At 38.3% G+C, this 13967-nt stretch carries 13 protein-coding genes; 12 read left to right on the forward strand and 1 reads right to left on the reverse strand.

Features of this window, described 5'->3' with window-relative positions; translation table 11 throughout:
* Window positions 1–175 precede the first annotated feature (175 nt).
* The 4 genes from hbs to FGQ66_RS10350 all read left to right on the forward strand — a co-directional run bounded on the left by hbs (window position 176) and on the right by FGQ66_RS10350 (window position 4159).
* Window positions 176–451 (forward strand): non-specific DNA-binding protein Hbs, encoded by a 276-nt coding sequence (hbs, locus tag FGQ66_RS10335; RefSeq protein ID WP_002290178.1) that lies wholly within the window; start codon window positions 176–178, stop codon window positions 449–451.
* Window positions 452–1269: 818 nt separating this feature from the next.
* The gene (locus FGQ66_RS10340) at window positions 1270–2319 is read left to right on the forward strand and encodes a hypothetical protein (protein WP_138302356.1); all 1050 of its coding nucleotides are present in this window, start codon (window positions 1270–1272) and stop codon (window positions 2317–2319) included.
* A complete protein-coding gene (locus FGQ66_RS10345) occupies window positions 2316–3575 on the forward strand; it encodes a tetratricopeptide repeat protein (RefSeq protein ID WP_138302357.1) in 1260 nt (419 codons plus the stop codon). Before FGQ66_RS10340 ends, FGQ66_RS10345 begins: the two co-directional genes overlap by 4 nt.
* A 5-nt stretch (window positions 3576–3580) precedes the next feature.
* Entirely contained in the window at window positions 3581–4159 is a 579-nt protein-coding gene (locus tag FGQ66_RS10350) for a ReoY family proteolytic degradation factor (RefSeq protein ID WP_138302358.1), read from the forward strand.
* A gap of 89 nt (window positions 4160–4248) precedes the next feature.
* Here the strand turns inward: FGQ66_RS10350 and FGQ66_RS10355 are convergent, their stop codons facing one another.
* On the reverse strand, window positions 4249–5124 hold the full coding sequence (locus FGQ66_RS10355; protein ID WP_005878555.1) for a YitT family protein: 876 nt from the start codon (window positions 5122–5124) through the stop codon (window positions 4249–4251).
* Between the two features lie 151 nt (window positions 5125–5275).
* Here FGQ66_RS10355 and FGQ66_RS10360 point away from each other — a divergent pair, with 151 nt between their 5' ends.
* From FGQ66_RS10360 to FGQ66_RS10395, 8 genes are all read left to right on the forward strand, one after another.
* On the forward strand, window positions 5276–5611 hold the full coding sequence (locus tag FGQ66_RS10360) for a nucleotide pyrophosphohydrolase (RefSeq protein WP_005878553.1): 336 nt from the start codon (window positions 5276–5278) through the stop codon (window positions 5609–5611).
* 22 nt (window positions 5612–5633) lie between these two features.
* Entirely contained in the window at window positions 5634–6845 is a 1212-nt protein-coding gene (locus tag FGQ66_RS10365; RefSeq protein ID WP_138302388.1) for a CCA tRNA nucleotidyltransferase, read from the forward strand.
* 301 nt (window positions 6846–7146) lie between these two features.
* Complete coding sequence (locus FGQ66_RS10370) at window positions 7147–7602, forward strand: hypothetical protein (protein WP_005878550.1); 456 nt, start codon at window positions 7147–7149, stop codon at window positions 7600–7602.
* A gap of 246 nt (window positions 7603–7848) precedes the next feature.
* Window positions 7849–8124, forward strand: a complete 276-nt coding sequence (locus FGQ66_RS10375; RefSeq protein WP_005878548.1) for a hypothetical protein — start codon at window positions 7849–7851, stop codon at window positions 8122–8124.
* Between the two features lie 12 nt (window positions 8125–8136).
* Window positions 8137–10236: a cation:proton antiporter gene (locus FGQ66_RS10380; protein WP_138302359.1), complete on the forward strand. Its 2100-nt coding sequence runs from the start codon at window positions 8137–8139 to the stop codon at window positions 10234–10236.
* A gap of 267 nt (window positions 10237–10503) precedes the next feature.
* Complete coding sequence (locus tag FGQ66_RS10385; RefSeq protein WP_283205174.1) at window positions 10504–12390, forward strand: ABC-F family ATP-binding cassette domain-containing protein; 1887 nt, start codon at window positions 10504–10506, stop codon at window positions 12388–12390.
* 10 nt (window positions 12391–12400) lie between these two features.
* Window positions 12401–13348: a thymidylate synthase gene (locus tag FGQ66_RS10390; RefSeq protein WP_130095628.1), complete on the forward strand. Its 948-nt coding sequence runs from the start codon at window positions 12401–12403 to the stop codon at window positions 13346–13348.
* Window positions 13349–13366: 18 nt separating this feature from the next.
* The gene (locus tag FGQ66_RS10395; RefSeq protein ID WP_138302361.1) at window positions 13367–13882 is read left to right on the forward strand and encodes a dihydrofolate reductase; all 516 of its coding nucleotides are present in this window, start codon (window positions 13367–13369) and stop codon (window positions 13880–13882) included.
* The last annotated feature ends 85 nt before the right edge of the window (window positions 13883–13967 follow it).

Below are 13967 nucleotides of genomic sequence, written 5' to 3' on the forward strand. Positions count from 1 at the left end.
AAAAAAAGCATGTGAAAATTGGTAAAAACCTTGCTATTAAGCGGTTCATATGATATCGTGATAACAGAATATTGAACTTGATCAATATTTCTTTTAAACTTCTGGACCACTCAGAATGTTTTTAACTAAACTGATGTTTTACATCATATCTCTTGTGGAGGAGGTGAATCTATCCATGGCAAACAAAGCAGAATTAATCGAAAAAGTTGCTTCAGCTACTGACTTAACTAAAAAAGATGCAACTGCAGCAGTAGATGCTGTATTTTCAACTATTCAAGATGCTTTAGCTAACGGCGAAAAAGTTCAATTAATCGGTTTTGGTAACTTTGAAGTTCGCGAACGCGCAGCTCGTAAAGGACGTAACCCACAAACTGGTGAAGAAATCGAAATCCCAGCTAGCAAAGTACCTGCATTCAAACCAGGTAAAGCATTGAAAGATGCTGTTAAATAAGACAGCTAAAAAGCACTTGTAGCTCTCCTGCTACAGGTGCTTTTCTTTATACATGACGTGGGGCTTAAGCATAAAAATGAGAAAGGCTCCTCGTTCGCTCTCGTGAGTTGTAGGAACTAGCAAAGTTTCGTGGAGCGGGTCTTTTTACAACTTAGCCCATAGTGTTCAAAGTGCTGACCTTCAACAATAAATCAAAAAATCTCAAAATATGGAAAGCTATTTCGAGATTTTCTTCCTTATTGCTCAGGTCAAGACGCTCTTTTCACAACCTATTCCACGGTGTTCAAAGACCAACTCCTTGAAATAAGTCTGAATTTTTCAAAACATGGGAAGCTGTTTCGAAAAAATCCATTCTTATTGTCGGCGGAGCTGAACGGTCTTTTCACAACCTATTCCACGGTGTTCAAAGACCAACTCCTTGAAATAAGTCTGGATTTTTCAAAACATGGAGAGCTGTTTTGAAAAAATCCATTCTTATTGTCAGCGGAGCTGAACGGTCTTTTCACAACCTTATCCACGGTGTTCAAGAAGCAACTCCTCAGCAATAAGCTCTAGATTTCCAAAATATGAGAAGCTATTTTAGAAATCTAGTTCTTATTTGCTCGGAGCTGTGCGCTTCTTTCACAACCTTTATCCACGGTGTTCAAAGGCTTGCATCTTCAACAATAAGCCTAAACAGATTAAAAACATGAGAAGCTGTTTTTCTCTGTTCATTCTTATTGCTTGATGCAGAACAGCCTTTTCACAACCTTTATACATATCTTATCCTTTTTCGTTTTTACTTACTAATGGTAAAATAAGGGAAAGGAGGGGTGCACATGGAATTGGATTATGAGTTGCATGGTGAAACGGCTAAAATCTTTTATGCAGAAACTTTAGTTAGTCAGTTAAAGTCTCTGAAGATCGAGCAATCTGTGCTGTTTTTGACGAATCAGCGGTATTATGACTTATTTGCTGATAAAATCAATCAGTTGTTTGCGAATCCTCGTAAGATTGATTGGTACATCTGTGCAAACACGCAATGCAATCATTTGATCGAATTAAGCAATCTACTTACTTTTGCCAAACGTTATCCTGAAAATGAAGCATTCCTCATTATTGGTTTTGGAAACGAAGGGATCATGGACTTGGCTGGCTTTTTTCAAAAACATACACCGCTGGAATCGAAGCTATGGCTTATTCCAGTATCTATTCGCTCGATGGCTCGGGCATTGACACCAGAGCGAATCATTTTGCAGCTGCCTAACCAAGTTGTTCTTCAAACGCAGACCCTCCCAGAACGAATCGTCTACGATCAAACCATCAGTGAAAAACAAATCAGTGGCAAACAAATCGATTTTTTGACTTTTGTTTTTTGTGGGATCCTATGCGACCACTCATTTTTACAGACATTATATAAAAATTATCCAACTACGCAGCAGTTATACCATCGGCCATTTACTGGGATGCTAGAAGAAATGATCTATTTTTATCAAGAAGAGGCTGACAAACTCACAAATTATGGTAAACTGTTTGAACAAGCTTTTTATTTGTCAGAAAACGGGCATTTATTATCTGCTAGTATGAAAAAATTACTAGGGATGCTTTTCCAATTTGTTTGGAATGTGGAAATCACAAAGATGCCTTTTCAACTAAAAAATTTCTTTATATGGTTAAAGCATCTCAATTATCCGATCGATTGGCCAGAGCAGCTATCGAAAACGGATTATTTAGAAAATGTTCTGCAATTAGCTGAAAAAAGCAAAAAAATTCTCATTTTGGAAGAAATCGGTATAATAGGTGGTTACCAATCACCAACTGAGAAAGAATTATTGAAAACTATGGCAACTTACGAAAAGATTGTCAATGAGATAAGAGGGATTAAATGAATACAAATAGTGAAAAGATGCTACAAGCATTATCAGAGGAAGACTTAACGCAAGCACAGCTATATCTAGCACAGGCTCTAAAAGAAGATCCAGCAGATGTATTAGCTGAATTGGGAGAAGAATTATTAGCGCTCGGTTTCTTAGAAGAAGCGAAACAAATCTATGAGCAGTTACTTGTACAATATCCTGAGAATGACGAGTTGAATATTCCATTAGCGGAGATCGCGATCGAAGACAATGAGATCGATCAAGCGTTTGATTATTTAGAACGAATTTCTAAAGACAGTGAGTATTACCCACAAGCTTTATTAGCGATTGCTGATTTATATCAAGTAATTGGTATACCAGAGGTCAGTGAAGCAAAATTGAAGGAAGCAGCAGTGTTATTACCAGAAGAACCACTGATCCAATTTGCTTTAGCAGAACTTTATTTTTCAGTTGATCGTTTTAAAGAAGCAGCAATGATCTATGAACGTCTGCTATCTTCTGACATAGATGAAATCTCTGGTATCTCTATGCAAGAACGCATGGGTCAATCGCTTAGCATGCAAGGAGAATTTGAAGCGGCGATCGAACCATTAGAGAAAGCACTCCAAGAGGAACGAACAGATGACCGTCTTTTCCAACTTGCTTTTACAAATCTTCAACTAAAAGAAAATGAAAAAGCCATCAATTATCTCCAAGAATTGCGAGAAGTTAATCCGCAATATCAGTCTTTATATCTTTATTTAGGACAAGCATTACAGGAAGAAGAACTGATCGAAGAGGCTCAAAAAGTTTTAGAAGAAGGAATAAAGGAAAATCCATATCAAGTAGAACTTTATCATTTGGCATCAGAGAATGCGTTTCGACTTCATGATAAAGAAAAGGCTGAGAAGCTGCTGTTAGAAGCGCTTGAGTTAGGGGAAAAACAAGATGAAACGTTATTGACGTTAAGTAATCTTTATCTAGATGATGAAAGATATGAAGATGTGATCGAAGTCGTGAACCAGATGGAGGAAACAGCTAATCCTTATGCAGAATGGAATCTAGCCCATGCGTATAATGAACTAGAAGATTTCTCTGTAGCGGCTGTCCATTATGAACAAGCTTATCATGAACTAGAACATGAACCAGACTTTCTGAAAGAGTATGCCTTTTTCTTACGTGAGGAAGGACAACTAGAGCGAACACGAGAATTACTTACCCATTATTTAGAACATGAACCTGGAGATTTGGAGGCACTGTCAGTCTTAGATGATCTAGCAGAGAGGTGAGAAAGATGCTGATAGATGTAAGAGAAAAAAAGAATTTTTTGACTTGGATGGTGAATCACGTCTCTTTTAGTCGAAGGGAAGTTTTTTGGATCTTAAATTATTTAGCAAACCATGAAGCGATATTGAGTAATGTTCACTTCGTGGAGGGAGCCAACCAAGCAAACCGCGGCTTACAGATTAGTGATCTGTCTTTCGATGGGGAACCAATGAAGCTGTTTTTGGAAGGAAAAGAATTTACCGATACAGATCAAATTTTTCATGAGATCCGTTTGAATTGGAAAAGACCATTATATGTAGAATGCTTATTTGAGAATGCGTGGCAAACACGAGAGTATTTAATGATATTGGAGGATAATCCTTTTGCTTCATGGGATGATTCGATCAGTGAAGAAGATGCAGAATTGATCGAACATTACTTTAAAGAAAAAGAGCAAGAAGTACGGTTGAAGATGCTCTATGCACAAATCGATCAAGCATTAGAAAAAAAAGACAAAGATGCATTTCTTGCATTGTCAGATGAGGTCAATCGGCTCATTCTCAAAAATAGTTCGGAAATGAGCGAGCATACACGAGAACGTCCGTAACAAGGCGTAAAAAAGTATTTTAAAACCCCGTATTTCCAAAGTCAGGAAATACGGGGTTATTTTGATGGCGAAATCAGGCAGTTTGGTTATTATAATCGCTTCAACAATTTTGTTTGAGGTTTAAGATAAGTGAACCCTTCTCCTTCTACTTCATGGACGTTGATCACAGAAACAAATGCTTTTTCATCAATATCATGGATGATTCGCTTCACTTCGGTTATTTCACTTGAACTAACGACGATGTAGATGATTTTCTTCGACTGTCCAGAAAAACCACCTTCACCAGATAAAAACGTCACACCGCGTTCTAAACCAGTCATAAGGAGTGGCGCAATCTCTTCATTTTTATTCGATACGACCAAGATTCCCTTAGCAGCGTAGCCACCGTCTAAAATCGAATCAATGACTCGACTAAATACGTAAGAGACGATCAAGGTGTACATCATTCGTTTTAGATCAATATAAGAAAGGGAAGCAAGTAGGACAATGACATCTAGCGCCAACAGCGAACGCCCCATGGAGATGCCATAATTTTTCTCTAAGATCCGTGCGATGATGTCACTACCACCGGTTGTTCCACCCATCCGATAAACGAGACCGCTACCGATACCAGCAACTAATCCAGCAAGTAACGATACGATCAGCAGATCATGTTGTAGATTGATCTGTAAAGGTACACGTTGCCAGATCCAAAGAAATGCAGACAGTGAGAGCGTACCTAAGACGGTGTAAGCCAAGGAACGTTTACCGAGGATCTTACCACCGATAAGGATCAACGGTATATTGATAAATAAGGTAGAATAGGCGGGGTCAATCCCAAAAAGTGCTTTAAGTATCAAGGTGATACCTGATACACCGCCTTCTGCTAATTGATTAGCGATATTCAAATAAACTAAACCAAAAGCATAGATGCTTGTCCCGATAATGATAAGCACTATCTCTTTGATTGTTTTTAATGAAGTCATCAAATCCCTACTTTCAAATGATTAATTTTTCAAAATATTTCAACTTTTTACATTTCCTTACATAATGTAGCATGGAATATTCATTTTCACAATTGCTCTTGCCTAGGATTTGGCAGAAAATTTTGGTAAGATAGTGTGTGAGGTGAAACTGATGAGTGACGAACGTTCATTAAAAAGTATGCAAAAAGAAGTAGATGACTATATCCAACAATTCAAGGTGGGCTATTTTTCACCGCTGGCGCAGATGGCTCGATTAACCGAAGAAGTAGGCGAACTAGCACGAGAAGTGAACCATACATATGGAGAAAAAAGTAAAAAGGCCTCTGAACCTGACAATTCTGTTGCGGAAGAATTAGGAGATGTATTATTTGTGACGATGATCATGGCGAATTCTTTAGAAATAGATCTAACAGAGATCTTTGAAAAGAATATGGCGAAATTCAATCAGCGAGATCATGATCGATTTGAACGAAATGAAGAGAAATAAGAGACACGGAAGAGGGAAAATGATGAAATTAAAAGAATTACCACAGGAGTATGAAAAAGCCATCCCAGTATTGAAAAAACTAGAGAATGCAGGTTTTGAAGCATATTTTGTGGGAGGAAGTGTCAGAGATACCCTTTTGAAACAAAACATTCATGATGTGGATATCGCTACAAGCGCATTTCCAGAAGAAATCAAACAACTTTTCCCGAAAACAATCGATATTGGTATCGAACATGGCACAGTGTTGGCTCTAGTTGACGATGAGCAATACGAAATCACCACCTTTCGTACGGAATCGACGTATCAGGACTATAGAAGACCTGATAGTGTTGAATTTGTCCGTTCATTGGAAGAAGATCTCAAGCGACGGGATTTTACCATCAATGCATTTGCTTTAAAGGAAGATGGACAAATCATTGATCTGTTTGACGGACTATCTGATTTAGAGAACCAGGTCCTTCGAGCTGTGGGAAACCCCCATGAACGATTCCATGAAGATGCGTTGCGCATGATGCGTGGCTTGAGATTTGTTAGCCAGTTAGGATTCGAACTTGAGGCAGAGACGGCGCTAGCAATCCAAGAAAACCATCATCTATTAGAAAAAATCTCTGTAGAACGTATCAATGTCGAGTTTGTCAAGATGTTGCTAGGACAAGAGCGTTCGGCAGGACTTCGTGCCTTTGTTGAAACAGAATGCTACGTTTATTGTCCAGGATTGAAGGAATTTGGGGAAGCATTATTGCGTTTCGCTGATTTACCTAAAAAACCGTTGAGAACAGAAAGTCAGGCATGGACATTGCTGATCGATCAATTAGGTCTTGAAGAAAAAGAAATCCGTTCATTTTTAAAACAATGGAAATGTTCCAATCAGATGATCAAAGAGGTCCAGTTATTAGTATATGGATTGAAACAACGTAAACAGCACTCTTTAGAAGCACTTGATTTATATCGTTTGGGAAGAGAATCCGCTTTGAACGTAGAGGAGCTGATCGGCTATTTTGCTGAAACACCTGAGTTGCAGCAAGTGATGGTAAATTATGATAAGCTTCCTATCAAATCGTTAAGTGAACTTTCTATTGATGGAAATCTATTGTTAGAAACAAGTCAAAAAAAGCCTGGAAAATGGGTAAGTGAAGCGTTGCAATTAGCTGAACGTGGCGTTATTACAGGAGCAGTTGCTAACGATAAAGATGAACTACTTGTTTATTTGAAAGAGCAAAATATAGGGATCTGACAATTCAAAGGTATTGCTCACGAGTGTGGGACAAAAGTAAGAAACACTTTTGTCTCATTCTTTAAAAACGAATAAACGGTGGGAGCAAAAGCAACTCCTTCTTAAATAAGCCGAAATCAACAAAAATTGAAAAGCAATTTTCGTTGATTTCTTCTTATTTCTCGGAGTTAAACGCTTCTGTCCCAGCCTCATTCCTGTAGAGGATTTTCTGGTAAAAAAACGTTAGATGTGACCATGAAGCGATGTTTATGCTAAACTAAAGATGAACCAGAATAAATGACGTCAAAAAGGGGATTTTTTAATGAGTAAAGAAATGACAGCGCTAAAATTTTATTTCCGAAACGGCGAAACTTGGACAATCAACCGTCGTCATATCGGGGACTTGTGGATCAAACAAATTACAACTAGCTTTGGTCGGATCAACGGCAGTGAGTTCATGGAGATCCATCCATGTGCTGGATTTAAAATCGAAATCTTCCATGAAGGGGATTCAGTGGCAACGCATGATATCAATTTGGGCGGACTTGAGATGGGAATGTTCAATCGCGCATTGAAATATGAAGATATCGAACGCATGGAAATCCTATACCGTAATGGTACGCCAGACCTTGTTTATTTCCCATACCTTGATAAAGGAACAGAAGGTCTAGATAATCAATATCAATCAACAAAAATCAGTGAAAAAACAGGCAATCTTTATATCGTAATCAATCCAGAGCAACGAGTAGACGATGTTTATGGAGAATTTTTTGAATAGATCCGTCATGTAAGCCGGACGATCATAAGCCAAGAAGGGGAGGACAGTCGCGTATAAATGTCCATTTTCTTGGCTTTTTTTCTGTACTTGCTATTTTATGTTTTTTGGAATAGAATAAGCTTCGGAAATTGAAGCAAACTTATGAACAGCTAAAAGTATAGAATAGTTTAAGAGAAACTTGGTTGTTTTTCATTTACACTAGCTTTTGTTATAATGGTAAAAGTTTGTATATAGGAGATCTTAAAAATGAGAGAGAGTTTTGAACAACAAAAAAAATTGTTGTATGATCGTTACGGCGTGTTTTCAATGGAAGATCGTCGTCAAATTCTTTGTAAGCTACGTAAAAGAAATATACTCATGTACCGCCAGTTAGAGCGCTTGAAACATGATCTATTGCGTTTGGAATCCAAACGCGTACAGTGTGAACTGGAAGGAAATGCGATTCAAGTCGAAGCGGTAGAAAATAAAATATTGAAAAAGAAAGAACAATTTCTGAAGGTACTTGCTCAAAATAAAAAATAAAGGGGATGGACCATGGAATTTGCAGAGTTAGTTATTGTATTTGCAGTAACGATTACGCTATCTAATATAGCTAGCCGCATCTTACCAATGATTCCAGCTCCACTGATACAAATATTACTAGGAATTGTCTTAGGCTTGACTAAATGGGGGCAATCCATCAATTTTGAACCGGAATTATTTCTGGTCATGATCATTGCCCCGTTGCTATTTAGAGAAGGTGAAAAAGCAGATATCTCCTCGATACTTAAAAACTTCGATACGATTTTGTTTTTAGCTTTCGGTGGTGTGATTTTGACACTGATCGGAGTTGGAGTGACCTTATCTTTTCTATTACCAAGTGTCCCGATTGCCGCTTGTTTTGCTTTTGGCGCAGCACTCGGTCCGACCGATGCTGTAGCAGTCAGTTCATTGTCTGGACGAGTAAATATCCCTAAAAAGGCGATGCACATTTTGGAAGGCGAAGGATTGCTGAATGACGCATCTGGCGTTACCGCGTTTCAATTTGCGTTAGCTGCTTTGATCACCGGGTCATTTTCAGCAGTCCATGCTGGATTTAGTTTAGTGATCTCAAGTATAGGCGGAGCAGTTGTAGGTTTCTTACTTGTGTGGGTCAAAAGAAAAGTCATCAACTTGATTGAGAAAGCTTCGGCTAGGGATGTCACAGGCTATTTATTGATTGAATTGTTATTGCCATTTTTAGCGTATGTTTTAGCAGAAGTATTTGATGTTTCAGGAATTATTGCCGCAGTGGCAGCCGGAATACTACAGGCTTCCGGTTTTAGAAAAATCACGGTGTTTGATGCAGAATTATCGAGTTTATCCAATAGTACATGGACAACGATTGCTTTTACCCTTAATGCGTTAGTGTTCATTTTTCTAGGGATCGAACTTACACAAGTCTTTTCACCTGTTTGGGGAGATGGTGTCTATCCAAACGGCTTGCTCTTAGCAACGATTTTGTTGATTTCTGTTATCTTGTTTGTGATCCGTTTTGTATCGATCAGCCTCTTTTATATCTTCAAAGATGGTTTTGAAAATTGTAAAAAACAGTTGAATGAAATATTGATCTTGACGTTTGGTGGAGTAAAAGGAACAGTGAGTTTAGCAACGATCTTTATCCTGCCTTTTTCGATCAATAACATGATGTTCTACCAACGATCGTTACTTTTGTTTTTGACCGCCGGAGTGATCTTGGTTACTCTGATCGTGGGTATCGTTGTGTTACCAATGTTGACTGAGACAGAAGAAGCGAAAAGCACGGATCTGAATGCATTGATGATCTTAGAAGAAGTTGTTGCCATATTGAAATCTGAAATGAAACAATTAGACAAGGATTCCAAAGAATTTTTAGCGACAGATGCGGTGATTGAAAACTATCAGGAACGGATTCGTGATTTATATTTAGCAGATCTTTCTGACGATGAGAAACAAGAAGTACAGGAGATCCAAGCACTCATACTATCGATCGAACGTGACGGATTAGATGAAAGTTTTCGTTCAGGGAAGCTTTCTGCTAATGGCTATCGTTTTTATTCTCGTTTTCTTTCGAACTTCGAGCACTCGATTACTAGTCAATTTCTCTCATTCATCGGTTTTTGGTTTATCTTCGTTCGTCGATTGATCCGGATCATTTTGCATCCTAAGATGTTCTGGGAACGACGCCATTCTGATCGACAAACATTTATTTCAGAAAAAGATATACAGGAAATCCGAAATACCTATCAAAAAAATACACAATTGATCATTGAAAGTTTAGAAAACTTAACAGATGTTTACGATGAAACAATGGTTGATTTTTTTATTCAACAAAGAAAAATCCAAGGAATCAAAATGGTTTCAGGAAATCTTATTTCAGCGTGGCTGATCCAACAAGATAGTCTGTTTTCAAAAAGGATGCTGCGAGGCTATTACCTTGAACGTAAAATCGTTGATGAGTATGAAGAAGCAGAAAAGATAACGACATTTTCTGCGAACATTTACCGTAAAAATATCAACTTATTAGAATCCTATACAATGAATAAACCAACCGATAATTTTTCGTTTAGATTTGCTTTAAGAAAGAGGAGAAAACCTTTATCTGAAGCAGAAATGAACGATAGTAATGAAAAATGAATCCGTTGATTAGCAGCGAATAGTTGAAAACTTTCTTTCGGCTATCCGCTGTTTTTTATACTACGATTTAGACAAAATTGGAAGAGTAAAAAGCTACTCCATCGGAAAATAAATGGAAATTCAAAAATACTTGAAAAGCGATTTCCATGAATCCTTTTTTATTTCTTGGCGTGAAATATTTCTGTCTCGACCGCTCCTTTTTATTAGAAAAACATATCTAAAAACAAATTGTTTATGATACAATGTCCAAGACGAGGAGGGAATGTATTGAAAGAATTAAAAGTAACTGACCTCAAAAAAACTTATGGAGAAAAAGATTTGTTCGATGGAATCTCGTTTTTGATCCATGAAAAAGATCGTATTGGTCTGATTGGGACAAATGGGACTGGGAAAACAAGTCTATTAAATATTTTAGCGGGAATCGATACAGGTGACGGAGATCGTCAGACTGTTTTTTATCCGAATGATTACCGCATTGGTTATCTTTCGCAAGCATCAGCATTTGATGAAGGATTGACGGTGCTACAAGCTGTTTTTCAAGGGGATAGCCCGATGATTCGTGTAGTAAGAGAATACGAAGAGGCGCTGATTGCTCTGTCTGCAAATGGGGATGATCCAGCAATCCAAAAACGTTACTCAAAAGCCGAAGAACAGATGAACAAAGAAGATGCTTGGACGACTGATACAAATGCTAAAATCATTTTACAGAAATTAGGCATCAGTGAATTAGAGAAAAAAATCGGTGAACTTTCTGGTGGGCAAAAGAAACGCGTAAGTTTAGCTCAAGTGTTAATCGATGAACCTGATTTATTATTATTAGATGAACCAACGAACCATCTTGATTATGAAGCAATCGAATGGTTAGAAAATTATCTTAGACAATACCGCGGCGCATTGCTGATGGTCACACATGATCGTTATTTCCTAGACCGCGTGACAAATCGAATCTTTGAACTTGCGTTTGGAAAACTCCATGAATACAAAGGGAATTATGAAGCCTATGTACTAGAAAAGGCAGAAAGAGATCGTGTGGAAGTTGAGCAGGAAGAAAAACGAAAACGTCTTTACAAACAGGAATTAGCTTGGATGCGTGCTGGAGTACAAGCAAGGGGAACAAAACAGCAGGCGCGGATCAATCGATTTGAGGACCTCAAAGAAAATCTCTATCAAGTGAATCACGAAGAAGATCTTGAGTTGAATATCGCAACAAAACGTTTAGGGAAAAAAGTATTAGAAATAAAAGACGGTAGCTATTCTATTGATGGCAAACAGCTATTGGATCATTTTGAGTTATTGATCCAATCAAAGGAACGACTAGGGATCACTGGGAAAAACGGTGCTGGAAAATCAACATTACTGAATATCTTAGCAGGCCGTATCCCATTAGACAAAGGAACACTGTCGGTGGGAGAAACAGTACGTTTCGCTTACTACACGCAGGAAAATGAAGAAATGAATCCTGAAAAACGGATGATTGCTTATTTACAGGAAGCGGCAGAGGAAGCACAAACGGCGGATGGTACGCAGATCGGTGTAGCAGAATTACTCGAACGATTTTTGTTTCCACGATTTATGCATGGAACGTTGATCAAGAAACTTTCTGGTGGCGAAAAACGTCGCTTGTATTTGTTGAAATTATTGATCCAACAACCGAATGTGTTGCTTTTAGATGAACCAACGAATGATTTGGATATTGCGACTTTAACGATTTTAGAAGATTATTTTAGAAGTTTCCCAGGAGCTGTGATCACAGTTTCCCATGACCGTTATTTCTTAGATAAAGTTGCAGAAAAACTGTTGGTGTTCCAAGGAGATGCAAAACAAGAATTATATTATGGAAATATGTCGAGCTACTTGAGCAAACAAAAAGAAGCAGAGCAAACAAGTGACAAAACAAAAAGAAAAATAGAACCAGTAAAAGAAGCGGCAACGAAAAAGAAGCTTTCTTATATGGAACAAAAAGAATGGGAAACGATTGAAGATGAGATCGCTGTACTTGAAGAAAAGATCGACCAACTTCAAGAAGAAATGAATCATCAAGGAGATGATTTTACTCGCTTGCAGGAGTTGCAAACGGAGGTTTCACAGACTGAAAGTAAACTAGAAGAAAAGATGGCACGATGGGAATACCTAAGTGAATGGGCAGAAGAATAGGAGGAGTAACATGGAGCAAGCATATCTCGATTTAGGAAGAAAACTACTCGAAGAAGGACATGAAAAAGGCGATCGTACAGGTACAGGTACACGGAGCATATTTGGGTACCAGATGCGGTTTGATCTGCAAAAAGGCTTTCCATTACTGACAACTAAACGTGTTCCTTTCGGATTGATCAAAAGCGAATTGCTTTGGTTTTTAAAAGGAGATACGAATATCCGTTTTCTGTTGCAAAACAATAATCACATTTGGGATGAGTGGGCATTTGAACGTTATGTCAAAAGTGACGAATATCAAGGTCCTGACATGACAGACTTTGGTCATCGAAGTTTGACTGATCCAGTATTCAACGAGCAATACAAAGAACAACATCAGCTATTTTGTGAAAAAGTCTTGACTGACGATGACTTTGCTAGAAAATTTGGCGATCTTGGACACATCTATGGATATCAATGGCGTCATTGGGAAACAAAAGAAGGGGGCTTCATTGATCAAATCAAAGAAGTGATTGAATCAATCAAAAAAACACCCGATTCAAGACGTTTGATCGTTTCAGCATGGAATCCAGAAGACGTACCAAGTATGGCATTACCACCGTGTCATACAATGTTTCAGTTCTACGTTGCTGACGGCCGTCTCAGCTGTCAGTTATACCAACGGAGTGGCGATGTCTTTTTAGGCGTACCATTCAATATTGCAAGTTATGCGTTATTGACACATCTGATCGCACATGAAACAGGTCTAGAAGTCGGAGAATTCATCCATACTTTAGGCGATGCACACTTGTATTCCAATCATGTCGAGCAAATGAAAGAACAATTATCACGCGAGGTTCGTGCATTTCCTACATTGAAGTTGAACACAGAAAAAGCCTCTGTTTTTGATTTTGATATGGAAGATATCAAAGTAGAAGGATATGATCCACATCCTTCTATCAAAGCACCTATCGCAGTATAAGGTAGAGAGGATGAGCGTATGTTAGCTGCAATCTGGGCACAAGATGAGAATGGTTTGATTGGAAAAGAGAATAAGCTACCTTGGCGATTACCCAATGATCTGAAATTCTTCAAACAAATGACTGAATCGAACACTCTGGTCATGGGCAGAAAAACGTTTGATGGAATGGGGAGTCGTCCGCTGCCAAATCGTCACACGATTGTATTGACGCACAATCGGGATTATACAGCAGAAGGTGTAATGGTGATGCATAGTATAGACGAAGTGTTAGCGTATGAGAAGGAAACGGATGGAATTATTTTTATTGCTGGAGGATCAACGATCTACAAGGAATTTCTCCCTTTTTGTACAGTCCTTTATCGTACAGTGATCCATCACACGTTCGAAGGCGATAGCTACTTTCCTACGCTTGACTGGGAGGATTGGTCAATGATCAATGTCAGTCAAGGAGAAACAGATGAAAAAAATCGTTACAATCACCAGTTTGAAACCTATCAAAGAAAAGAAACCCAATCAGAAGAATCTCCCGAATAAAAAAGATGAGCGTGAGGCAAAAGTAAAGAATACTTTTGCCTCACACTCAAGCATGAATATACGACCGAAACAGAAAGTGACTTTC

Source organism: Enterococcus sp. BSD2780061688st2 D3 (assembly GCF_005844145.1).
In the GTDB taxonomy this organism is placed as follows: Bacteria; Bacillota; Bacilli; order Lactobacillales; family Enterococcaceae; genus Enterococcus_B; species Enterococcus_B durans.

Excerpts from the sequence above, each read along its gene's own strand:
- hbs (WP_002290178.1), top strand. The coding sequence starts at position 176 with ATGGCAAACAAAGCAGAATTAATCGAAAAAGTTGCTTCAGCTACTGAC.
- FGQ66_RS10340 (WP_138302356.1), top strand. The coding sequence starts at position 1,270 with ATGGAATTGGATTATGAGTTGCATGGTGAAACGGCTAAAATCTTTTAT.
- FGQ66_RS10345 (WP_138302357.1), top strand. The coding sequence starts at position 2,316 with ATGAATACAAATAGTGAAAAGATGCTACAAGCATTATCAGAGGAAGAC.
- FGQ66_RS10350 (WP_138302358.1), top strand. The coding sequence starts at position 3,581 with ATGCTGATAGATGTAAGAGAAAAAAAGAATTTTTTGACTTGGATGGTG.
- FGQ66_RS10355 (WP_005878555.1), bottom strand. The coding sequence starts at position 5,124 with ATGACTTCATTAAAAACAATCAAAGAGATAGTGCTTATCATTATCGGG.
- FGQ66_RS10360 (WP_005878553.1), top strand. The coding sequence starts at position 5,276 with ATGAGTGACGAACGTTCATTAAAAAGTATGCAAAAAGAAGTAGATGAC.
- FGQ66_RS10365 (WP_138302388.1), top strand. The coding sequence starts at position 5,634 with ATGAAATTAAAAGAATTACCACAGGAGTATGAAAAAGCCATCCCAGTA.
- FGQ66_RS10370 (WP_005878550.1), top strand. The coding sequence starts at position 7,147 with ATGAGTAAAGAAATGACAGCGCTAAAATTTTATTTCCGAAACGGCGAA.
- FGQ66_RS10375 (WP_005878548.1), top strand. The coding sequence starts at position 7,849 with ATGAGAGAGAGTTTTGAACAACAAAAAAAATTGTTGTATGATCGTTAC.
- FGQ66_RS10380 (WP_138302359.1), top strand. The coding sequence starts at position 8,137 with ATGGAATTTGCAGAGTTAGTTATTGTATTTGCAGTAACGATTACGCTA.
- FGQ66_RS10390 (WP_130095628.1), top strand. The coding sequence starts at position 12,401 with ATGGAGCAAGCATATCTCGATTTAGGAAGAAAACTACTCGAAGAAGGA.
- FGQ66_RS10395 (WP_138302361.1), top strand. The coding sequence starts at position 13,367 with ATGTTAGCTGCAATCTGGGCACAAGATGAGAATGGTTTGATTGGAAAA.